Raw genomic sequence first — 22813 nt, 5'->3', positions numbered from 1 at the left:
CTGCAGTTCGGTTAGGGGGCTTTCTAACAGGGCTTGATAAAAGACAATAGAAGCCCAAGCGGTATTCGGATACAATTAGCCCAATTTAGAATTTCCTGTATAGCCTTTATTGATCGAGGCGATCATTCAGGCTATGTATCAATTGCAGATTTAATTTATGTTTAAAAATGAATTAGCCGCGCAAGTTGCGCAGCGTCGCACCTTTGCGATTATTTCCCACCCCGATGCGGGTAAAACCACCATGACCGAAAAACTATTGTTATGGGGACAAGCGATTCAGGTTGCGGGGATGGTAAAAAGCCGTAAATCTGACCGTGCCGCGACATCGGACTGGATGGAAATGGAAAAAGAGCGTGGGATCTCGATTACCACCTCTGTAATGCAGTTTCCATTTAAAGACAAAATGATCAACTTACTGGATACACCAGGGCACGAAGACTTCTCAGAAGATACGTATCGTACCTTAACGGCGGTCGATTCGGCTTTAATGGTGATTGACGGTGCAAAAGGGGTCGAAGACCGTACCATCAAATTGATGGAAGTGTGTCGTATGCGTGACACCCCAATTATTTCATTCGTCAACAAAATGGACCGTGAAATCCGTGAGCCTTTAGAACTGTTGGATGAAATTGAAAACGTTCTCAAAATCAAATGTGTGCCGATTACGTGGCCACTTGGTACGGGTCGTGACTTCGCTGGGGTATTTAACCTAATCGAAGAAAAGTTCTATGTTTATAAAGCTGGTTTTGGTTCAACCATTACCGATATTGAAGTTCGTGATGGTTATGACTATGCTGACTTACGTGAAAAAGTCGGTGAGCTAGCTTGGGCTGCATTTGAAGAGTCTTTAGAACTGGTGCAAATGGCCAATGAGCCACTTGACCGAGAGTTATTCTTACAAGGCAAACAAACCCCAGTTTTATTTGGTACAGCCTTGGGTAACTTTGGTGTAGACCATGTGTTAGATGCATTTAGTAATTATGCGCCTGAACCTAAAGCACACCCAACAGAAAATCGTTTGGTTGAAGCCACAGAAGAAGGTTTTACGGGCTTTGTCTTTAAAATTCAAGCCAATATGGATCCGAAACACCGTGACCGTATTGCCTTTATGCGTATTTGTTCAGGCAAATATGAAAAAGGTTTGAAAATGAAGCATGTGCGTCTAGATAAAGATGTACGTATTAGTGATGCGTTGACTTTCTTAGCGGGTGATCGTCAGCACCTAGAAGAAGCATGGCCGGGTGACATTATTGGTTTACATAACCACGGCACGATTCAAATTGGTGATACTTTTACTTCAGGTGAAAAACTGCAATTCACAGGTATTCCACACTTTGCTCCTGAAATGTTCCGCCGTGTACGTTTGAAAGACCCATTGAAGTCGAAGCAGTTACAAAAAGGCCTCAAAGAACTTTCAGAAGAAGGTGCAACACAGGTCTTCATGCCGCAGAATAGTAATGATCTGATTGTGGGTGCTGTTGGTGTGCTTCAGTTTGAAGTAGTGGCATACCGTTTGAAAGAAGAATACAAAGTCGATTGCGTCTACGAGCCTGTGAGCATTAATACGGTGCGCTGGGTGTCTTGTGATGACGACAAAAAATTCAATGAGTTTAAGAAAAAGGCACATGACCAGTTGTCGGTTGATGGTGGTGGTCACTTAACCTACTTGGCACCAAGTCGTGTCAATTTACAACTCATGCAAGAGCGTTATCCAGACATCGTGTTCCGCAATACTCGCGAACACTAATCGGAATTTAAAAAATAAAACAGCTTCTTCATGAAGCTGTTTTATTAAGTAAGACACTTTATTTTAATCATGAAATTCATGGAAAGCGCATGTTGCACAAACAGGCTATTTATACAACATTAGTGAGTTTGACTGTCTTACTGACAGCATGTGACTCATCTAAACAATCTGAAACAGATACAGATGCCAAAAGCTCGGTGTTTAAAACAGAGCAGGCTGAAGTCTTGCCGTATTTAAATATTCAACAACAAGCAGCGGATATCGCACAGCCCTTTTGTGAGACTAAGAACTGTATCGAATTAGACATTCAGACTTTAAAAACAGAAGATGCTTGGTTAAACCAATGGATTGCCAAAAGTCAGGCTCGGGTCATTCAAGACCAAATTGGCTTGAAACAAGATATGAGTTTACAACAAGCCATTAATGCCTACGTGAAAAAGTCAGATACTTGGCAGGCTGAATTTAGCCGAAACAAAGCCTATAGCTTAGCGATGTATACGCGTATACCGTATCAGCGCAATCAGTTTGTGTTGATGCAAATTGGGGTGGATACCAATCAAGAGAATGTTAATGTTAAGGAAAGGTATTATTTCTTTGTTGCGGATCGCAAAAGTCAAAAGGCGGTGGCATTATTAGATTTAATTCATCCTAAACAGCAAATTGCGATGAATGTACTGGTGCAAAAAGCGTATCAAGATTGGTTGAAGAAGCAAGAACCAGAAGTCAGAAACGTTGCACCTGCAAAATTATACTGGGGGCAAGCAGATTGGTTCTTTGACCAAGAAGGCATCGGTTTACATTATCGAACCCATGAAATTGTAAAAGATGGGACTCAGCTTGATATTTATTTGACGAAAGCACAAACTCAACAGGTATTAAAAGCCGATGTCTACACCCAGTTATTTTAAAGCATTGGTCTAAGCAAGAGTTGGCTTCAACAGCTAATAGGTTATTTATGTTAAAAAGCAAAACAATATTGACAATCAGCGTACTTGCAGCCTTAATCGGTCTGACGGCCTGCCAACCGAAAGACAAAGAACCACAAACGCCTGCGACCCAAACCACAGCCGCTTCTGAGGCAGAAACGGTATTGAAACTGGTGGGGGATACTGAAAAATTACAATTTGAATTGCCTGAATGTGATGGTAATGCTTGCCCTGAATTAAATATTGATCGTTTACAAAGTAATCAGGCATTTATTGATGCTTTTATTGATCAGAAAATCATTGACGATTTATCACAGATTATTGATATCTCACCTGTTCATAGTAGTCATGATGCAACAGTAGCAAGTTCAACTGTTGCCAGTTCAGAGCCTACAACAGTGAGCCAAGTCCTCACGCCGAAACTGAAATTAGAGAAACAAGTTCAACCCTATTTGGCCGCCTTTCTTGCTTTAGATCAGGAACTAAAAGACCTAAGTTCTAACCATCAAATCAGTTTGATGATTAAACCGAAAATCTTAAATGCCAAAGACCCTCTGGCGACGGTGGTGTTGAATACCAGTAGCTACTTAGGTGGTGCACATGGTTCATCATCACAGCATTATTACAATTTTGATTTAAAACAGCAGAAGCTCGTGAGCTTGGATGATCTATTGTTGCCCAATCAAAAAGCAGCGTTGAATAAAGTCGCACATGAAGCCTTTCGTACTTGGATTGTGGACACGAAGTTAGCGACCAATGTCGATGAATATGAGCAAGCATGGAAGTTTAGCTTGAGTAACAATTATTACTTGGGTACTGAAGGTCTAATTTTGCAATATGGCGAGTATGAAATAGGCCCTTATGTGGTGGGCTTACCGCGCTTAACCATTGGGTATGATCAGCTCCAGAAAATATTAAAGCCTGAGTATTTACCCAAAGCCAAACAGAGCGCACAGGCTGCTTCAGAAGCCAAGAGTTAATTAAGCATGAGCTTGCCTCTGTTTGATACCCATACTCATTTTGATGTTGCCGATTTTGATGCTGATCGGCAACAATTGGCTGAGCAAGCAAAACGAGTAGGGGTTGATGCACTGGTACTGATTGGTTTTCTTGAGTCGCGATTTGATGCGCTGATTCAGATCCATCAGCAATTAACAAACTGGGATAATGTTCCGTCCTCTTATCTAGCGCCAGGCTTACATCCGTTTTATATCGAACAACATCAAACTGAACATTTACAGCGACTTGAGCAGATCTTGCAACAACATGACTGTGTGGCGGTGGGTGAAATTGGTTTAGATACGTTTTTAAAACAACATAAACAGCCCGAACTTTTCGCCAAACAGCAGTATTATTTTATTGAACAATTGGCATTGGCAACACAATATCAAAAGCCTGTATTACTGCATATTCGCAAAGCACATGCGGAAACTATTGCCATTTTAAAAGCACAAAAATTTAAATTAGGTGGCATCGCTCATGCTTTTAGTGGTGGTGTAGAAGAAGCTAAAGCATTGGTCAAACTCGGTTTTAAAATCGGGGTCACAGGACAAATTACTAATCCGAATGCCAAAAAATTGCATCAAGTGGTACAGGCGATTGGTACTGAACATTTGGTGATTGAAACAGATTGCCCTGATATGACGCCGTTGTGCTGTCAAACCTCGACTGAGCATCGAACCCGTAATACCCCTGTCAATTTGCCTTATGTGTTGGAGGGGTTGGCACAGACACTAGGTCAATCTACACAGTCGCTTGCAACTCAACTTTGGCAAAACTCATTGGCTGCTCTGCATTTAAAATTTTAGAAGAATAAGACAATAATCTCGATAAAAATAAGATAACCAAAAGGGAACACACTCTTTTCTAAACAGGCTTACATTAAAGGAAGAACATCATAATAAATAAACTCGCCAATACTGGGAGGGCAACCGAATGGCCAGATATAGCAAAATCAATAGTTTTAATGCCTTACAAACACTTACGGTAGGTACAAAATCCTATCAAATTTTTAATCTCCCCAAAGCCGCTCAAACACTAGGAAATATTGATCGACTCCCAAAATCATTAAAAGTTTTACTCGAAAATTTACTTCGCTTTGAAGATCAAAAAAGTGTAAAAGTAGAGCATATTCAAGCCTTAGTCGATTGGCAAAAACATAGAAGCTCAGATCAGGAAATCCAATATCGACCTGCACGCGTATTGATGCAGGATTTCACAGGTGTTCCCGCCGTGGTTGACCTTGCCGCTATGCGTGCTGCGATGGCTCAAGCAGGGGGTGATCCGAATTTGATTAATCCTTTATCACCAGTCGATTTGGTGATAGATCATTCGGTGATGGTTGATCATTTTGCCGATGAAGATGCCTTTGCTGAAAATGTCGAAATTGAAATGCAGCGTAATGGTGAGCGTTATCAGTTCTTACGTTGGGGGCAATCTGCATTTAATAACTTTAGTGTTGTTCCGCCAGGGACAGGGATTTGCCACCAAGTCAATTTAGAGTATTTGGCTCAAGCGGTATGGCTAGGCGAAGATGAGGGACAAACTTTTGCTTTTCCTGACACTTTGGTTGGAACAGACTCACACACCACTATGATCAATGGCTTAGGTGTACTGGGCTGGGGTGTTGGGGGGATTGAAGCTGAAGCGGCAATGCTCGGGCAGCCAGTGTCGATGTTGATTCCAGAAGTGATCGGATTCAAGCTCACAGGGAAACTGCATGAAGGGATTACCGCAACAGATCTAGTGTTAACCATTACCCAAATGCTGCGCCAGAAAGGGGTGGTGGGTAAATTTGTCGAATTCTACGGTGATGGTTTGGCGGATTTACCTTTAGCGGATCGTGCCACCATCGCCAATATGGCACCTGAATATGGTGCAACCTGTGGTTTCTTCCCGATTGATGAAGTGACTTTGGCATATTTGGTACTGACAGGTCGCCAACAAGATCGAATTGATTTGGTCGAAGCCTATAGTAAATCGCAGGGCTTATGGCGCAATGTAGGCGATGAACCCGTTTTTACTGATACACTGAGCTTGGATATGACGACTGTTCAGGCAAGTTTGGCAGGCCCTAAACGTCCACAAGATCGTGTTTTGTTGTCAGATGTACCGAAAACTTTTCATGCATTGATGGAACTAACGCTAAAGCCTGCCAAAGAAGCCAAAGAGCGTTTAGAAAATGAAGGCGGTGGCACAGCTGTTGAAGCTAAAAAAGCCAATCTGCCACATGAGGAGCCATCTTGTACCATTGATGGAAAATCCTATCCCTTGAATCATGGTGATGTGGTCATTTCAGCGATCACTTCATGTACCAATACGTCTAATCCGAGTGTGATGTTAGCTGCGGGACTCCTTGCTAAGAAAGCCATTGAAAAAGGGCTACAGCGTAAACCATGGGTGAAAAGTTCGCTTGCGCCTGGTTCTAAAGTGGTGACTGACTATTTGGCTGCCGCAGGTTTAACGCCGTATTTGGATGAGTTGGGTTATAACCTTGTCGGTTATGGCTGTACCACATGTATTGGTAACTCTGGGCCTCTGCCTGAACCGATTGAAGAAGCCATTCAGTGTCATGATCTCAATGTCGCGTCAGTACTTTCAGGTAATCGTAATTTTGAAGGGCGTGTTCATCCTTTAGTGAAAACTAACTGGTTGGCTTCACCACCTTTGGTGGTGGCTTATGGTTTGACAGGCAATATCCGTACAGATTTAACGACACAACCGCTTGGTCTAGGCAAAGATGGGCAGGCGGTCTATTTGAAAGATATTTGGCCGAGTCAGGCGGAGATTGATCAGGCGCTACAGAGCGTCAATACTGCGATGTTCCATAAAGAGTATGCAGCCGTATTTGATGGTGATGCAGCATGGCAGGCGATTCAGATTCCTCAAAGTCAGACCTACGCTTGGCAAGAAAATTCAACCTATATTCGTCATCCGCCATTTTTTGAAGCGATTGGTCAGCCACCGAAACCGATTACTAATATTGAACAAGCCCGTATTTTGGCTGTGCTTGGAGACTCGGTCACTACCGATCATATTTCACCTGCGGGTAATATCAAGAAAGACAGCCCTGCGGGACGCTATCTACAAGAACAAGGTGTGGAAGCCAAAGATTTCAACTCTTATGGATCTCGACGTGGCAACCATGAAGTGATGATGCGAGGCACTTTTGCTAATATCCGCATTAAGAATGAAATGTTAGGTGGCGAAGAAGGTGGGAACACGATCTACATTCCAACAGGAGAAACCTTGCCGATTTATGATGCTTCTATGCTTTATCAGCAGCAACATACGCCATTAATCATTATTGCTGGGAAAGAGTATGGCACAGGTTCATCGCGTGATTGGGCTGCCAAAGGCACGAACTTACTGGGGGTTAAAGCGGTGATTGCCGAAAGTTTTGAACGAATTCACCGTTCCAATCTGGTTGGTATGGGAGTATTGCCATTGCAATTTGTCGATGGACAAACCCGCCAATCCTTAAATTTGACGGGTCGTGAAGTGCTTTCGATTCATGGATTATCGGATGATATCCAGCCGCATCAAACCTTGGAAATTCAGGTGCTTCGAGAAGATGGCAGCCAAGACCAATTTAAGGTGTTGTGCCGTATTGATACTTTGAACGAGGTTGAATACTTTAAAGCGGGCGGTATTTTGCATTATGTATTGCGTCATTTAATTGCAGCATAATCTCTATGGAATAAAGCCCTGTCAGCAGCAGGGCTTTATTGTTTGTAGTGATGAAATCTCTCAGCCTACATTCAATCCAAGGTCGTATTCAGGTAAAATGAACACGATTTTACCGATATAGATGTACGCATGACTGATCTGCAACATGATGAATATGACCGCCGTTTTGCTGGTGTAGCCAAAATTTATGGAGACGAGGCCTTTTCATATTATGAAAAAAGTCATGTGATGGTGATCGGGATTGGTGGTGTGGGTTCGTGGGCAGTCGAGGCTTTAGCGCGTACAGGCGTCGGCGAATTAACACTGGTTGATATGGATTCGATTGCGGCTTCGAATATTAACCGTCAATTGCCTGCGCTGAGTTCGACACTTGGACAAGAAAAAATCGAAGTCATGGCGGAGCGTTGCCGTCAGATCAATCCAAGAATGAAAGTGAATCTGATTGATGACTATTTGACTCCAGAAAACGTCAAAGAAATTTTAGAACATCGACCAGACTTAATTTTAGATTGTATTGATGACGTCAAAGCGAAATTAGCACTGATGTTGCACTGTCGTTTTAATAAGATCCCATTGATTGTTTCAGGGGGAGCGGGGGGCAAGCTCGACCCATTGAAAATCCGAGTGGCTGATCTGTCTAAAACAGAACAAGATCCAATGTTAGCAAAACTTCGAACCCAGTTGCGTGGAATGGGGATTTGTAAAAAACCTAAAGAAAAGTTTGGCATTACCTGCGTGTATTCGATTGATAACCCATTTTCTAGTGCTGAGGTTTGCCCTAGTGCTGGATTACGTTGCGGTGGCTATGGTTCAGCCGTAGTGGTGACTTCAAGCTTTGCAATGGTGGCAGTCGCGGAAGTACTGAAAAAATTAGATAGAATGAAAGCGAAACAATAAGACTGTTTTAGGTTTAATTGGACTGTATAAGTCGATATATTGATACAGTCCATAGAACACAAAAAATATTGAAATCAATAGAAAAAAGAGAAAAGAAAAATGAGCTTTTTAAAAAAATTATGGGGTTCTCAAGAGCAAAAAATGCCTGCGAATGAAAATGTATATACTGCATTTTGGCAATGGTTTCAGCAGCATCAACAGGACTTCCATCGTATTGTTGCAGAAGGCAGTAATAGCGACATTGAGCACAATTTTTTTGATCGATTAGCACCTGAATTGGAAAAGGTCCATAGTGGCATCTTTTTTTTGACCGGCATGTTTGGTGCGCAGACGGCAGAATTAATTTTAACGCCAGACGGCATCATTCAAAATATTGTTTTTGTGGAAGAGTTGATTGCGGCTGCACCTGAGATTGCAGGGTGGAAGTTCACTGCGCTTAAACCTGAAAGCGATATTCATCAAGTCGGGATTAATATGCATGGTTATGAGTTTAGTCAGGAGACTTTGTCTTTTTATTTCAATGAGCAAGCTGAATATCCCGATGAGATTGATCTAGTGGTGTTGCATGAGGCATATAATGCAGCGGAAAAAGATGAGTTCTTACAAGCCGTTTATATTTTCCTAGATAACTATTTGGGTGAGTATGATGCGGTCACCAAATTGGACAATGTTTCTGTCCAGTCTAAACAAGATGCCGAAAAAGAATTGCTACCGATTAACTTGCTTAAAAACATTTTAATTTTGAAAAGCAGTGAAATTTCAAGATTAGACAAAATTACCCGTTCAAATACGGATGCCGATGAATTTGCTAGCTTGGAAGGCGAAACCAATGAAGGCCTACCTTTGCTGGCGACTCTAAATCGTACACTTTTAACATGGGATCAAAAAGCCTCACATCCGTGGATGATGCTGATTGAAATCTCCTATGATGGTCAGCATTCAAATGGCATGCCTGCTTCTACAGATTATGAGTTGCTGAATCTGATAGAAGACGAATTATTGCAAGAGTTGAAAGATGTGGATGGCTATTTAAATATAGGACGTGAAACGGGTAATCACTTAAGAACCATGTATTTTGTGTGTAAAGAGTTTAGAAAGCCATCTAAAGTCATTGATCAAGTGATTGAAAAATATAAAGACAACTTTGAAATAGAAGTCAGCCTGTTCAAAGATAAATACTGGCGCGCTCTGAGTAAATTTACGGGTTAATCACCTAATGAATTTAAAATGAAATGTGTGTGTGACCAATATTGAAAACGTTCTTTAGTAAAGCCTTGTATCAGACTATAAAAGAAAAAAGCGAAGCATCTGCTTCGCTTTTTTCTTTTAGATTAATATTCTAAATTATTAAGCTAGAGTCTGTTCTTTTAAATAATCTTCGGTGCGTTGCATCGCGTCTTTAATGTTGAGAATTGCATTTTCAACATCAGCAAAAGTCTTAGCATTACCACCACTTAAGGCCTGGCGCCATTTGCGAGCACCCGGAAGGTTTTGAAATAAACCTAAAATGTGACGAGTGATAATTGATAACGGAGCACCCTCAGCCATACGCTGGGCAATATACGGCAGCATTTGATTGATAATGTCAAAGCGGTCTGGAAGTTCTAAATTCCACAACTGACCAAGTTCAGCCAGAAGGTAGGGATTGTGATATGCCTCACGTCCGATCATCACACCATCCACATGTTTGAGATGCTCTTGCGTTTCTGCAAAGGTTTTGACCCCGCCATTAATCTCAATCAATAGATTTGGACGCTCTTGCTTTAAACGATAGACATCTTCATAGCGTAGGGGGGCACTTCACGGTTTTCTTTCGGAGAAAGTCCCTGAAGCAAGGCAATACGTGCGTGTACGATGAAATTATCACAACCCGTTTTGGCAACGGTATCAACAAAATGTAGCATTTCTTCATAAGAATGCATGTCATCAATGCCGATACGGTGTTTCACGGTCACGGGAATATCCACAGCATGGCGCATTTCAGCGATACATTCTGCGACGAGGTCTGGCTCTGCCATAAGACATGCACCAATTTTATTGTTTTGTACACGGTCACTTGGACAGCCAACATTGAGGTTAACTTCGTCATAGCCCCAGTCTTGAGCCATTTTGGTACATGTAGCTAAGTCTTTAGGATTTGAGCCACCAAGTTGTAAAACAATTGGGTGCTCTTCATTGTTATAGTCTAAATGACGATTTGCACCACCAAATAGAATGGCACCTGTAGTGACCATTTCGGTATATAAAATTACATTCGGATTGAAGAGACGTGCAAAAAAACGATAGTCTTTTGTGGTCCAATCCATCATCGGGGCAACGCTAATTCTGAAATCTTTAGTATTTTCAAGAGTGTCTGATTTAATCATTAAAAATCATCCATTTATGTTGATGTTGATACTAAATTATTTGCAACCATTCACGCCTAATTCGCACCGTTTCGATTAGAATTTACGCCATTTTTACGCCATAATGGCGTAAATTTTTCTATGGCGTAAATTTTGTGGGTACTATAGCACAACGAAAACTCAAGGATGGAACAATCCGTTATCGTGCGGAAATCAGAATTAATAAAAAAGGGTTTCCTGCATTTAAAGAAAGCCAGACATTTTCTACAAAGCGATTAGCTAACCTATGGATTGGTAAACGTGAAGCAGAGATAGATGAAAACCCAGAAATTTTGTTTGGTCAGGAAAACTTGGTGGACTTAACCTTAGATGATGCGATTACCAAGCATCTTGCAGAGGTTGGCGATCAATATGGGCGTACTAAAACATACTCGCTTAAATTAATTCAAAAGTTACCCATTGCCCAGAATATGGTTACAGAAATAGGTTCAACCCATATTTCCAGTCATGTGTCGCTACGGAAAAAGGGAATTGATAAACTGAATTTACAGCCAATAGCCACCAGCACATTACAGCATGAGTTATTGCACATCAGGGGAGTATTAAGCCATGCTTCAATCATGTGGAATTTAAAAGTAGATTTACCAACATTTGATAAAACTACTGCTCAATTGAGAAAGACTCGTCAAATATCATCGAGTCAAAAAAGAGATAGACTACCTACTTTTGATGAGCTTGAAAGCCTTACAAAGTATTTTGTCAGAAAATGGAATCACTCATCTTACAGCTACCCTATGCACTTAATCATGTGGTTTGCAATTTTCTCTTGTAGACGGGAAGCAGAGATTACACGAATGCAATTGGATGACTATGATGAAACGAATAAATTATGGAAGATTCGGGATTTAAAAAATCCGAATGGTTCTAAAGGCAACCACAAGGAGTTTAGTGTCCATGATGATTGTCAGCAAATGATTGATTTATTGCTTGATGGAGATGTTCGTCATCGGATGTTAAAACGAGGTTATGATGAAAACCTACTCGTGCCATTAAGCCCAAAAACGATGGGGAGCGAATTTAGAAAGGCTTGTAAGTTGCTGGGAATAGATGACTTACATTTTCATGATTTACGTCATGAGGGCTGTACACGGTTAGCAGAGAAAGGAATGACTATTCCACAAATCCAGCAAGTGAGCCTGCATGATTCGTGGAGTAGTCTGGAACGGTATGTATCCGTAAAGGTCAGAAAAAATATTATTTGTCTTAATCAGATTTTAAAACTGATTGCATAAAATTTTTAAATTCCTCAAGTTGAGCTTTATATCTTTCTTCAAGCACAAAAGCCAAGTCAATAATATCAACAAAGTATGGTGCTTTCTGACTTGTATCAAGCTTAAAACAGCAAAAAGGAAATTCTCCATTCCGAGCTTTTTCAAGTCGCTTGGCTTTACTTAGGTGTGGATAATAGATATCACCGACTTGGTCAAGTGTTGGCATTGCAGTTCTAAACTGCATAAATAAGTAGTCTGAAGTCTTGATCGTTGCATTTTTCATAAGGTGCACCTTTATCTTAAAAGATTAAATAATTGATTTTTATCAAGTTTGTCTTGAATTTTTGACTAAACTGCCATCAATCGACTTGATGTGGATATTGTAAAAAAACCGAAAAAAAGGAAAATGTCGTTAAGTGGTACATCTTTGAGGGAATGCAGTGGTTCGAGTAACTGAGTGGAAGATTTCGGCGTTTAATATTTTGGACTATATTTTCATACATGACCTAGCATCGATGTCTACTTTCTCTGATTTGAAGAATGAATTTTATGGCTATGTCACTGATGAGATTGATACTATAAATTCACAGAGAGGATTTACTGAGTATAGGGCTGAAGTATATAAGCATTATCTGTTGTGTGGGATTGAATTAAAATTAAATCAGGTATTTGAGTCAAGATTTAAAAGAATTATTGATGAGGTATTGCTTAGAGTAAAGAGCAGTGGCTTCCCAGTATCTACATATTTGCAAGATGTTTTGAATATATGTGGGCACTCCAATATTTCCTGTTTGGATGGAACAGTAAAATATAAATTATTAGCTCAATTTTTGTATTTTGATTTTGACTCAGCATCAATGTCATTTTTTAATAAATTGTTGGAACTTAAAATATTAAGTACTGGACGACTTAAAGAGGATAAGATGAGCCCTAAACATAAGGAGGAAATGAATAGAGTCTTTTTAAGGGTATTAATGTTTTGTGAGTTCGAGATATTAAAAAGCAAATAATTCATAACTATGACAATATGTTCATGAAATTGGATTTTAATGAAATTATGACTGACAGTGTTAAAAAAATCAGAGGTTTATTGATTTCGATAAATAAAGAGATAAATCATAAGGAAATGCTATTTAATGGTGATGTTCGGAATGTTTCCGCACTAGTTGGGGCTTTCTTCTTTATCGAGGGACACTCGAGAAATATATATAATAATGAAGAGCAAGTTAATTATAGACCAATTTACAATATTCCAATTAATAGTATTTATGTTTGTAAAACAAAGGCTGTACATGATTTAAATGATAAAGAGAGAAGAGTTTGTACGGAGTATGCACAAAATAAAATGAAGGAGTATGGTTTCGAATTTATACAAAGAACATTTTATGATAATTCTGTTAGGTTATATAGTTTTTATAAATTTATTCATAATGTATTTGACGATGCTTCAAAATATGGAGTATGGTATTATGACTTTATAGATCAACTTTGTTATGATGATCGTTATTCAGAAAATTATAAAATTAGATTAAGACAAGCAATAGATGGCTTGCAAATGTACAAGCCAAAAAAAGAGTAATTATAAAATAAGGTTTGAGCTAGTAAAAATTAGTATAGTCAAATAGAATATACTAACTTCCCATCTACAATAATACTTTCTTCAATTGCACATTTATTAATTAAATGTTCAATCATCCTATCTTCATTTTTATTGTGTTTTGATGCGAGTATTTTAAGTAAATCTTTAGTTAAATCTGTTAGGAAATAATGATGTTCTCTTCCTTTCCTATTTTTTTGATAAGATTTTTGATACCAAGCATTAGACAATTGTTTCTTTAAGTTGATATAAGCATGTTGATTTGCATAGTACATAATATCAAAAATTGAATTAACCCAAATGCCAAAGTCAGCATCTTGTAAAGGCGTAAATTCGATCTGATTAAATTCCTTAAATTCTGATGTGTTTTTGTCGATATAGGTTTTTGCCCATTTATAGAACTCAGGATGATCATAATTTTTAAAGTGTAAAGATTTTGCACTGATAATTTCGCTATGCTTTCTTTCTATTCGTTCAAGTTCTCGACTGCTTCTATAATATTTTCTATAGGTAAACATAATATAAAGGAATCGAACATAGGGGTTTGAAATGGATGGGTTTTGGCGATAAATATCACGATTATCAAATGATATTTTATAAAGTGCAAAACTCAATAATCGTCTATTTGTTTTATATTTTGAAAAATCACGACTTCTAATCATGAGTTGTTCTTTGTACTCCTCAATCAAGTCCATGATAGTTTTAGAAAAAGTTTCTGTCTTATCCTTTAACCCATCAATTAAATAGTTTTTTAATTCATTAAGATCTTTGATTGAATTTAATTTATCAATGTCCTTATCCATTAGTTGTGGATCATGTTCATCCTCTATATCTATACGTGATTCAAACTCAATTGTGTCCTTATTGATAACATGAAGTAACCAGACACTATCTTCTGTATTCAACTCTTTAACCAGTTTGATTAGATCATCATTGCGTGATGTGTAGCTCATTGTGCTTTCCTTTACTAAGATTTATATAAACTTTATTAAAGGTGAGTATGAGTTTCAACGAATTTTTCTGTATGTTTTCCCACGATTTAGCATGATTTTTTAATAATTTTTTTATAGCTCATAGGAGGCACACCAAAGCACAATTCTGTACCCACGACCTGCAATGACACACCATACAATCCTGTATCATTTGGCTTTGTCATTCAGATGATAGGAGTGACAAAATTGAAGTTATGCAAAAGGCAGTTTTGTGATAGTCCATGACCAGATATTGTAGATAACCACAATGATAGGTCTCTAATATCAGTGAGACAATCAAAGAATACTGATGAATGACACCAGATTTTTGATATATTTACCATCGGATAACTTTAATTGGATTTATCATGTTTTATTTAAAATCTGATTATGCTGGAAGCCTTGATATTGTTATGTTTGAATAATGCTTTAGTTTATTTTAATTTTATTTTTAATTATGTGTAATGACTTTGTTTATAAATATATAATCAACTTATTAAACTATTCATTAAAAGAACTTAATTCAATAATCTCTAATCTAAAATTTAATTATTAAAATAATTGTCACTTCATATGGTTCTAAACTATAGGCAAGTGACCATGAATTTTGAAAATATACCATCAAGTAAAATCTGCGAAGCAAATCTATCCATTGAGATAGAAGATTTTATTCAATCCAGTTTATATGCAAAAAGACAACCTCGATCTTTTTATAAAAACTTTTGTGAATTAATCCTTGACTTTGATCAAGTCTATAATCCTGATTTTAGTTACTCAAGTTTATTACAATTATTTTGTAATTTACTATATGACTACCATCGCGACCTAGATTCACCAAAAGACTTATTGAGAAGTTTAAAACGCAGATCATTTGATGATTGGCAAAGATATTTCAGTAAAATGAAAAATGATCATTTAAACGAAAGACGACAACATCGTTATAACGAAAGCTTGAATACTAAAAAACTAGATAAGCGATTAACTGAATTAACTGAAAGCTATGAGGCTCTATTGGTTGTAAGCATTGAGTTGAGTTATATCCCCAATGTTAATATCCAGAGAGTAGAAGATGATCTGGAGCGTTTCCTTAGAAAAGTGAAGCGATCTAAATATGGAGATGATGTATTACTACTGGTATGGGCTTTGGAACAAGGTAGTAAGAGCAAAGGCTATCATTGCCATATTACATTTATTTTTGATGAACGAGATCGTATAGGGGCATGGACGATTGCGAATGATATGGGTGAGTTATGGGAGGATATTACAGATGGAGAAGGACGTTATTTTAATTGCCATGATCGTCGCTATTTAAAGCAATATGAAGAAAATGGAGTCGTTGGAATTGGGGTAATCTACAGTAAATTACCTTATCAGGTGAAGAAGATGCGTTCAGTCGTGACATATTCAGCACGCCCTGAAAAGGAACAACATCTCAGGATTAAAACCACCAAAAAGATGAAAACCTTTGGTATGTCACAACGTTGATCCCAAAAAATCATAGATATATATCATTAACATGAAGATTGAATATTTTCTTTTTCCCTTACATTCAAAAACATAGGCTTACCCATCGGTAAGCCTTTTTTCATTTAATGAGGATTATCCTATGAATATTACATGCCCATATTGTTATTCTGAAAATGTTAGCCGCTCAACATCAGCATCTAGAAGTTCTAATACTTATGGTTCTATGGCTGGTGCAGGAGTTGGTACGATGATTTCTAAAAGCTTGCCTATACCGATGTCACCATTATTGGGTGGGCTAGCTGGTGCAGTGGTAGGTGGCTTGATTGATAGTTTGGTTCAACCATCCCAACCACAGCAGCCTACCGCTTATTTCCATTGCAACAATTGCCAGCACAATTTCAACTAAGGATGGGAGGAAATCATCATGGCACATCAACTTGAACAAATGGCGTATGTTGGTGAAACCCCGTGGCATGGTCTGGGTAATCAGCTTACGCAAAATCAACCGATTGAAGTCTGGGCAGAGCAGGCAGGCATGGATTGGCGGATTGAATCTTCCGATGTGAGTTATATGGCACAGAATGAACGTGGGCAAAGCATCATTATGCCGTATGAGGAACAACGTGTCTTATACCGTTCTGATACCCATGCACCTTTATCAGTCGTGAGCCAACGCTTTCAGGAAGTTCAACCCAAAGAAATCCTTGAGTTTTATCGTGATCTGACCGAGCAATCAGGCTTTGAACTGGAAACCGCAGGGGTACTCAAAGGTGGCAAGAAATTCTGGGCTTTGGCACGTACAGGACAAAGTACAGCCTTAAAAGGCAAGGATTTCAGCAATGGCTACATTCTACTGGCAACAGCATGTGATGGCACACTTGCCACGACAGCACAGTTCACTTCCATTCGGGTTGTATGTAACAACACCTTGGCGATTGCCTTACGCAATGGCAGTACCAGTGCAGGCGTGGTGAAAGTTCCACATAGCACTCGTTTTGATGCAGAAAAGGTCAAACAGCAACTGGGTATTTCAGTCCGTGCATGGGATGACCACATGTATGAAATGAAGCAACTCAGTCAGCGTAAAGTCACCCAACAGGAAGCGACAGCCTATTTTGATGCGGTATTTAACAATACCAATCTCAGTATTGCTGAACAGGATGACAGCATTATCCAGTTCTACCGTAATGTGGCAAATGAAGCCAATGCAGCCAATAAAACCGAACCGAATGGACGAGCCATGTCGAAAGTCATGGATATGTTTAATGGTCAAGGACGAGGTGCAGAACTCAGTTCAGCCAAAGGTACAGCCTATGGTTTGCTGTGTAGCATCACCGAATTTGTCGATCATGAACGCCGAGCCATGAGTACCGATCACCGACTGGATTCAGCATGGTTTGGTACAGGTGCAGCCATTAAACAGCGAGGACTGGAACAGGCACTCAGAATGGTGGTCTAACTTTGGTCGGATTTAGAGCCAGTCAAATTAGCCTAAGCAGTATACGCATTGCTTAAATGATGTGTTTCCCTCTACCCAAAAACTCCCTTTTGCCACATCGCCCTGATGTGGCTTTTTTTTATGCCGCAATTTTAATTTTTACAGACATGGAGTATCTCATGAACCATATTGTTGAACCACAAAGCAGCAAATCCATACCACATTTACCGTTAGCTAAACCTAATCCTAGTCATGCCAAACGCCTTGTTAAAACCAAAGGCATGAGCCGTGAACAATGGTTACAGGTACGCAAACAGGGCATTGGTAGCAGTGATGCAGCCGCAGCCTGTGGGCTTAATCCTCACATGAGCATGTTAGAGTTATGGATGATTAAAACAGGTCGGATGCAGAACCAGCCTGATCAACCGACCCAAAACAGTTATTCCCCCTTATATTGGGGTAATCAGCTTGAGCCTTTAATTGCCAACTATTACCAACACAAGACAGGTCATAAGGTGCGTAAGGTCAATGCGGTGTTACAGCATCCTGATCCTGATAAACACTTTATGTTAGCCAATCTGGATTACAGCGTGGTTGGCTGTGATGAAGTACAGATATTGGAATGTAAATCTGTGGGGGAATGGGGAACCAAACTCTGGCGTGATGGTGTGCCTTTATATGTGATTATTCAGGTGCAGCACCAACTGGCAGTCACAGGCAAACAGGCAGCGCATATCTGTGTCTTGATCTGTGGACATGAAGCCAAGATTTTTAAGGTTGAACGCAATGAAATTGTGATTGACCAAATCATGACTTCTGAACGCATATTCTGGAGCTATGTGGAAAATGACATACCACCGAGTGTTGATGCCAGTGAATCAGCCGCCAAAGCCCTGCAACTGCTTTACCCACAACATATCCCTTTACAGACCGTTGATTTCTCCACGTTGGAGGGTGTTGATCAACTGTTTACTGATCTGCTGCATGAGGAAAAACAACTCACCGACCATCAAACCAAGTATGACTATCTCAAACATCGGATTCAGGCACTCATGAAAGATGCCGAGAAAGCCATCTTTTCCAATGGTACTGTGACATGGAAAAAATCAAAGGACAGTGTGGTACTGGATCAAAAGGCATTATTACAGGCACAGCCTGAGCTATTAAACCAGTACCCACAGCCCCGACAAGGCAGCAGACGCTTTAATATTTATTCTGCAACAACCTAAATCGTCTGACTAAACAAGTTTTAGACCTATTTCCATCACACACCACATCAAACCATTTTATTTCCCTAAATTTAGAATTTGTGCAAAGTCGCCCCTCTTGTCTATTCCCTAATACTAAGGAAAGGACGGTGGAGCAGCTTTGCATTTTTTTATGTTCGCACAATGATTTCTCCCATGACCTGTGACTGGAAATCATTTTTTTCAGGAGAATTAAAAATATGGTGTAGGAGACAGTGCATTCAATGGATTTGGGGAATCCGTAAACAAATGCAATAAAGGATAATCACCATGATTAAAGGTTTAGCAATTACCCCACCTGTGTTGGGGCGTATTAGTATTGGCAAGATCGTTGAAAAGAATGGCAAGCGGCTGCCTGAAAAGGATGACCAGTTTACCATTACCAGCCAAATCCAAGGGAAAGAGGGATGGGTCAAACATCCACTGGACGAGCAATTACGTGCCAAGGCACAAAACCAGAAACTCAGAACCATACCTGTACGAATGATTTTTAATGACCCTGAGCTCAACCTTAGAGCCGAGTACAGTTTATTCGACCGACAAACAGGACGCTTAATCTGCTCAGGCAATGGAGAAACCTGTCAGCGACTTGGACAGAATGGCATTGAGCAGCATCCATGTCTGTCACCTGATTTATGCCCATTGGCACAAGGCGGACTCTGTAAACCTTATGGCAGGCTGTATGTCAATCTGGATGAATCAGATGAGTTTGGTACATTCATCTTTAGAACCACAGGCTTTAACAGTATTCGGACATTGGCAGCACGACTTAGTTATTACCATGCGGCATCGGGTGACTTACTTTCATGTCTGCCATTGCAATTGACCTTACGAGGAAAAAGTACCACGCAAAGTTACCGTACTCCGATCTATTACGTGGACTTAACTTTACGTGATGGTGTCAATTTGCAGGAGGCAATTAGCTCAGCCAAACAGATAGATGAACAGAGCAAGGCAGCAGGGTTTTATCAGGAGGCTTTAGATCATGTGGCACGGCAAGGTTATGGCAATGCCAGCTTTGAGGTGGGGGGTGAGGAGGGGCTGGATATTGTGGAGGAGTTTTATAGTGATCAGCAAAATGCTGTTGATACACAGCCTGATCATGCAGCAAATACCTGTCAAACCGTAGACAGTGCCATGCAGATTCAAAAGGGACTTAGGCAGAGTGTTAAAGCGATAAGTTAATTCAAATTATTGAAATATATTAATATAAAAAATAAGGGAGAAAATTCCCTTATTTTTTTGTCCGTAGGTAGACCTGTAGCATTTCAGGGATAATGGTCAAAAGAATGGTACACGCATCTTTAAGTTGGCTACGATTGACTGTACTGTTAAATTTAGTGCGACAAATTTTGTCTTTCTATTTCCAATTTTGCTGAAAAAACTTTAATTTTCGGTAAACTATTCACGTTTTATACTTTTCTTCGGACTTCAATAACAATGACCCAAGTACAACTGCAACAATTACAAAAACAACTTTGGAATATTGCCAATACTTTGCGTGGCACCATGGGCGCCGATGAATTCCGTGATTACATACTGGGTTTTATTTTCTTTAAATATTTATCAGAAAAATCGGTGAACTTTGCCAACGAATTGCTCAATGGTGAAGACGTCAGCTTTTTAGAATTAGATGAAAATAATGCTGAGCATGTGCCCTACATCGAAGAAATTAAAAAGAATGCCATTGCCGAAGTGGGTTATGCGCTCACACCAAAACAGCTATTCCATACCTTAGCCGAGCGTGGTCGTCAGGGCGAATTCATTTTGGATGATTTAACTGCAACCTTAAAATCGATTGAACAAAGCACGTTAGGCACCGACTCTGCCGATGACTTTGCCAACCTGTTTGAAGATTTAGATCTAAACTCGACCAAGCTTGGCAATAATGCCAGTGACCGTAATGCACTGGTGGCGAAAGTCCTGAGTCATTTAGATGATATTGATTTTGATATTTCCAATACCGAAGCCGATGTACTGGGCGATGCTTACGAGTACCTGATTGGTGAGTTTGCCTCAGGCGCGGGCAAAAAAGCGGGGGAATTCTATACCCCGCAAACGGTATCAACTTTACTGGCGAAGATTGTCACCCAAGGCAAAGACCGTTTACGTTCAGTCTATGACCCGACTTGCGGTTCAGGTTCGTTATTGCTACGGGTAAAACGTGAAGTCAAAGATGTTGACATGATTTATGGTCAGGAAATGAACCGTACTACTTACAACTTGGCACGCATGAACATGATTCTGCATGACGTGCATTTTGCCAAGTTCGACATCAAGCAGGAAAATACTTTAACCCGTCCGCAGCATTTAGATAAAAAGTTTGATGCGGTGGTGGCGAATCCGCCATTTTCTGCAAAATGGTCTGCCGATCCGTTATTTTTACAAGATGAACGCTTTGCCGCGTATGGCAAACTGGCGCCAAGTTCTAAAGCCGATATGGCGTTTGTACAGCACATGCTGTATCAACTGGATGACAATGGCACCATGGCGGTGGTGTTGCCGCATGGCGTATTGTTCCGTGGATCCAGTGAGGGCGTGATTCGTCAGTATTTGATTGAGCAGATGAATGTGGTGGATACGATTATTGGTTTACCTGCCAATATTTTCTATGGCACGTCTATTCCGACCTGTATTTTGGTGTTGAAGAAAACCGTCAGCATACAGGCAACATTCTGTTTATTGACGCCAGCAATGAGTTTGAAAAACAGAAGAATCAAAACAAGCTGTTGCCTGAGCATTTGGACAATATTGTTGCGGCCGTTGAAAACCGTCAGGACATTGAAAAATATGCGCATGTCGCGACCTTACAACAAGTCAAAGATAACGATTACAACCTGAACATTCCGCGTTATGTGGATACCTTTGAGGCGGAAGCCGAGATTGATTTAGATGCGATTGCAAAACAGCTTCAAGCTTTGGAACAAGACAGCCAAAAGACCGATGCCATCATTGCGGATTTCTGCAAAGAGCTAGGTATTGCTTCACCGTTTGCGGAGGTGAAGTAATGGCTGTGCCTAAGTTACGATTTAAAGAGTTTGATGCAGACTATACAAATACAACTTTTGAGAAACTGAAAGGGTTTTCTATTCAGTCAGGAAAATCGGAAGAGAAAGGCGATACTGGAGAATTCCCTTTTTATGGTTCAACAGGTGTGATTGGTTATAAAGATATTTTTGACTATGAAGGAAAATCAATTTTAATTGCACGTGTTGGTGCGAATGCAGGATCTTTATATCAAATAGATGGAAAATATTCTGTATCAGATAACACTCTGAGACTCACTGTATCAGATGATACGAGTTTAGATTATTTACGAGAACTACTGATAAAATTTAATCTGAATAGACTTGTATTTGGGACAGGACAACCCCTTGTAACTGGAGGAATGATAAAAAAAGTTAATATTTTTATCCCCGAATTTACAGAACAAACCAAAATCGCTTCTTTTCTATCGAACGTGGATGAAAAGATCAGCCAACTGACGCAAAAACATGAACTGCTGAACCAATATAAACAAGGCATGATGCAAAAGTTGTTTAGTCAGGAAATTCGTTTTAAAGCGGATGATGGTAGTGAGTTTGGGGCGTGGGAGGAAACTATTTTAAGTGATATTGTGAATTTATTTCATGGATATCAATTCCGGACTTCAGATTTCACCTCTAAGGGTATCGCAGTAATTAAAATCGGGAATGTCATAGGCAATAATTTAGATTTAGCCAATTTAACTTATATCAATGAGAATCGACGTGAGGATTTCAAAAAATTTGAAATTCAGAATGGTGATATTTTGATGTCTTTGACAGGTTATATCGGAAGAATTATAGAGGTGAAAAACAAACCCTTTATTCTATTGCAAAACTATCGTGTTGGTAAATTTATCCCTTTGAATGAAAATTTATTGATAAAACCTTTCTTAAAATATCTTTTAACATCAGATTTAGTTTTTGGAAGATTTTCTCAATTAGCAAATCAATCTGCACAGGCTAACTTTGGGAAACAAGACATGGATAAAATAACAGTATTTTATCCTTCAGTGAGTGAACAAACTAAAATCGCTAATTTCTTATCTGCCATTGACCAAAAAATTGAAGTGGTGGCACAGCAAATTGAACAAGCCAAACAGTGGAAAAAAGGCTTGTTACAGCAGATGTTTGTTTAAGTCTTTTGCCAGATTTACTTTTGAATCTGGCTTTTTCACATTTTCTATCGGGGGGT

General features: G+C 39.6%; 17 protein-coding genes and 4 pseudogenes. 18 read left to right on the top strand and 3 right to left on the bottom strand.

The genetic code is table 11. The features are described from left to right. Positions 1 to 157 precede the first annotated feature (157 nt). From ACZ8ZH_RS14990 to ACZ8ZH_RS14960, 7 genes are all read left to right on the top strand, one after another. Positions 158 to 1747, top strand: a complete 1590-nt coding sequence (locus ACZ8ZH_RS14990; RefSeq protein ID WP_086209921.1) for a peptide chain release factor 3 — start codon at positions 158 to 160, stop codon at positions 1745 to 1747. Between the two features lie 89 nt (positions 1748 to 1836). After that, positions 1837 to 2655: a hypothetical protein gene (locus ACZ8ZH_RS14985; RefSeq protein WP_110975534.1), complete on the top strand. Its 819-nt coding sequence runs from the start codon at positions 1837 to 1839 to the stop codon at positions 2653 to 2655. 47 nt (positions 2656 to 2702) lie between these two features. Then, positions 2703 to 3653, top strand: a complete 951-nt coding sequence (locus tag ACZ8ZH_RS14980; RefSeq protein WP_086209919.1) for an RsiV family protein — start codon at positions 2703 to 2705, stop codon at positions 3651 to 3653. A 12-nt stretch (positions 3654 to 3665) separates the two neighbouring features. Beyond that, the gene (locus ACZ8ZH_RS14975) at positions 3666 to 4481 is read left to right on the top strand and encodes a TatD family hydrolase (protein WP_162900304.1); all 816 of its coding nucleotides are present in this window, start codon (positions 3666 to 3668) and stop codon (positions 4479 to 4481) included. 127 nt (positions 4482 to 4608) lie between these two features. Next, a complete protein-coding gene (gene acnA / locus ACZ8ZH_RS14970) occupies positions 4609 to 7362 on the top strand; it encodes an aconitate hydratase AcnA (protein WP_119064567.1) in 2754 nt (917 codons plus the stop codon). Positions 7363 to 7491: 129 nt separating this feature from the next. Next, positions 7492 to 8259 (top strand): tRNA threonylcarbamoyladenosine dehydratase, encoded by a 768-nt coding sequence (locus ACZ8ZH_RS14965; RefSeq protein WP_119064565.1) that lies wholly within the window; start codon positions 7492 to 7494, stop codon positions 8257 to 8259. 99 nt (positions 8260 to 8358) lie between these two features. Beyond that, positions 8359 to 9468, top strand: a complete 1110-nt coding sequence (locus ACZ8ZH_RS14960; RefSeq protein WP_119064563.1) for a DUF695 domain-containing protein — start codon at positions 8359 to 8361, stop codon at positions 9466 to 9468. Between the two features lie 138 nt (positions 9469 to 9606). Here the strand turns inward: ACZ8ZH_RS14960 and dusA are convergent. After that, a pseudogene (gene dusA / locus ACZ8ZH_RS14955) lies at positions 9607 to 10625 on the bottom strand (tRNA dihydrouridine(20/20a) synthase DusA). A 134-nt stretch (positions 10626 to 10759) separates the two neighbouring features. On the opposite strand from dusA, the gene ACZ8ZH_RS14950 reads away from it, so the two are divergent. Beyond that, positions 10760 to 11896, top strand: coding sequence for a tyrosine-type recombinase/integrase (locus ACZ8ZH_RS14950; RefSeq protein ID WP_470247775.1), 1137 nt, complete (start codon positions 10760 to 10762; stop codon positions 11894 to 11896). On the opposite strand, the gene ACZ8ZH_RS14945 is transcribed toward ACZ8ZH_RS14950, so the two are convergent. Next, positions 11868 to 12158, bottom strand: coding sequence for a pyocin activator PrtN family protein (locus tag ACZ8ZH_RS14945; protein ID WP_180105869.1), 291 nt, complete (start codon positions 12156 to 12158; stop codon positions 11868 to 11870). The two genes, ACZ8ZH_RS14950 and ACZ8ZH_RS14945, sit on opposite strands and share 29 nt — an antisense overlap. Before the next feature lie 232 nt (positions 12159 to 12390). Between ACZ8ZH_RS14945 and ACZ8ZH_RS14940 the strand changes: the two genes are divergently transcribed. Together ACZ8ZH_RS14940 and ACZ8ZH_RS14935 are read left to right on the top strand one after the other, a co-directional pair. Further along, positions 12391 to 12885 (top strand): hypothetical protein, encoded by a 495-nt coding sequence (locus ACZ8ZH_RS14940; RefSeq protein ID WP_470247774.1) that lies wholly within the window; start codon positions 12391 to 12393, stop codon positions 12883 to 12885. 23 nt (positions 12886 to 12908) lie between these two features. Continuing rightward, on the top strand, positions 12909 to 13454 hold the full coding sequence (locus ACZ8ZH_RS14935; RefSeq protein WP_470247773.1) for a hypothetical protein: 546 nt from the start codon (positions 12909 to 12911) through the stop codon (positions 13452 to 13454). Between the two features lie 38 nt (positions 13455 to 13492). On the opposite strand, the gene ACZ8ZH_RS14930 is transcribed toward ACZ8ZH_RS14935, so the two are convergent. After that, the gene (locus tag ACZ8ZH_RS14930; protein ID WP_419271654.1) at positions 13493 to 14425 is read right to left on the bottom strand and encodes a hypothetical protein; all 933 of its coding nucleotides are present in this window, start codon (positions 14423 to 14425) and stop codon (positions 13493 to 13495) included. A gap of 618 nt (positions 14426 to 15043) precedes the next feature. Here ACZ8ZH_RS14930 and ACZ8ZH_RS14925 point away from each other — a divergent pair. From ACZ8ZH_RS14925 to ACZ8ZH_RS14890, 8 genes and pseudogenes are all read left to right on the top strand, one after another. Beyond that, complete coding sequence (locus ACZ8ZH_RS14925; protein ID WP_470247772.1) at positions 15044 to 15928, top strand: YagK/YfjJ domain-containing protein; 885 nt, start codon at positions 15044 to 15046, stop codon at positions 15926 to 15928. Between the two features lie 121 nt (positions 15929 to 16049). Then, a complete protein-coding gene (locus tag ACZ8ZH_RS14920) occupies positions 16050 to 16316 on the top strand; it encodes a hypothetical protein (RefSeq protein ID WP_428872058.1) in 267 nt (88 codons plus the stop codon). Between the two features lie 18 nt (positions 16317 to 16334). Continuing rightward, complete coding sequence (locus tag ACZ8ZH_RS14915; protein ID WP_428872057.1) at positions 16335 to 17369, top strand: DUF932 domain-containing protein; 1035 nt, start codon at positions 16335 to 16337, stop codon at positions 17367 to 17369. Positions 17370 to 17527: 158 nt separating this feature from the next. Beyond that, a complete protein-coding gene (locus tag ACZ8ZH_RS14910; protein ID WP_428872056.1) occupies positions 17528 to 18577 on the top strand; it encodes a YqaJ viral recombinase family nuclease in 1050 nt (349 codons plus the stop codon). Positions 18578 to 18865: 288 nt separating this feature from the next. Continuing rightward, the gene (locus tag ACZ8ZH_RS14905) at positions 18866 to 19780 is read left to right on the top strand and encodes a recombination directionality factor (protein WP_428872055.1); all 915 of its coding nucleotides are present in this window, start codon (positions 18866 to 18868) and stop codon (positions 19778 to 19780) included. A 255-nt stretch (positions 19781 to 20035) separates the two neighbouring features. Then, positions 20036 to 21603, top strand: a pseudogene (locus ACZ8ZH_RS14900) (type I restriction-modification system subunit M). Next, a pseudogene (locus ACZ8ZH_RS14895) lies at positions 21603 to 22034 on the top strand (restriction endonuclease subunit S); the annotation flags it as partial. The pseudogenes ACZ8ZH_RS14900 and ACZ8ZH_RS14895, both read left to right, overlap by 1 nt. Continuing rightward, positions 22017 to 22757 (top strand): annotated as a pseudogene (locus ACZ8ZH_RS14890) (restriction endonuclease subunit S); the annotation flags it as partial. The pseudogenes ACZ8ZH_RS14895 and ACZ8ZH_RS14890, both read left to right, overlap by 18 nt. Positions 22758 to 22813 lie beyond the last annotated feature (56 nt).

The sequence above is a fragment of the Acinetobacter sp. SW-226 genome, from assembly GCF_055632855.1.
This window is presented reverse-complemented; position numbering and strand designations above follow the sequence as displayed.

Bases quoted from the DNA above. Each gene is read 5' to 3' on its own strand.
- ACZ8ZH_RS14935 (WP_470247773.1), top strand. From the start codon at position 12,909: ATGAAATTGGATTTTAATGAAATTATGACTGACAGTGTTAAAAAAATC.
- ACZ8ZH_RS14930 (WP_419271654.1), bottom strand. From the start codon at position 14,425: ATGAGCTACACATCACGCAATGATGATCTAATCAAACTGGTTAAAGAG.
- ACZ8ZH_RS14945 (WP_180105869.1), bottom strand. From the start codon at position 12,158: ATGAAAAATGCAACGATCAAGACTTCAGACTACTTATTTATGCAGTTT.
- ACZ8ZH_RS14965 (WP_119064565.1), top strand. From the start codon at position 7,492: ATGACTGATCTGCAACATGATGAATATGACCGCCGTTTTGCTGGTGTA.
- ACZ8ZH_RS14925 (WP_470247772.1), top strand. From the start codon at position 15,044: ATGAATTTTGAAAATATACCATCAAGTAAAATCTGCGAAGCAAATCTA.
- acnA (WP_119064567.1), top strand. From the start codon at position 4,609: ATGGCCAGATATAGCAAAATCAATAGTTTTAATGCCTTACAAACACTT.
- ACZ8ZH_RS14915 (WP_428872057.1), top strand. From the start codon at position 16,335: ATGGCACATCAACTTGAACAAATGGCGTATGTTGGTGAAACCCCGTGG.
- ACZ8ZH_RS14985 (WP_110975534.1), top strand. From the start codon at position 1,837: ATGTTGCACAAACAGGCTATTTATACAACATTAGTGAGTTTGACTGTC.
- ACZ8ZH_RS14990 (WP_086209921.1), top strand. From the start codon at position 158: ATGTTTAAAAATGAATTAGCCGCGCAAGTTGCGCAGCGTCGCACCTTT.
- ACZ8ZH_RS14940 (WP_470247774.1), top strand. From the start codon at position 12,391: ATGTCTACTTTCTCTGATTTGAAGAATGAATTTTATGGCTATGTCACT.
- ACZ8ZH_RS14910 (WP_428872056.1), top strand. From the start codon at position 17,528: ATGAACCATATTGTTGAACCACAAAGCAGCAAATCCATACCACATTTA.
- ACZ8ZH_RS14920 (WP_428872058.1), top strand. From the start codon at position 16,050: ATGAATATTACATGCCCATATTGTTATTCTGAAAATGTTAGCCGCTCA.
- ACZ8ZH_RS14980 (WP_086209919.1), top strand. From the start codon at position 2,703: ATGTTAAAAAGCAAAACAATATTGACAATCAGCGTACTTGCAGCCTTA.
- ACZ8ZH_RS14905 (WP_428872055.1), top strand. From the start codon at position 18,866: ATGATTAAAGGTTTAGCAATTACCCCACCTGTGTTGGGGCGTATTAGT.
- ACZ8ZH_RS14960 (WP_119064563.1), top strand. From the start codon at position 8,359: ATGAGCTTTTTAAAAAAATTATGGGGTTCTCAAGAGCAAAAAATGCCT.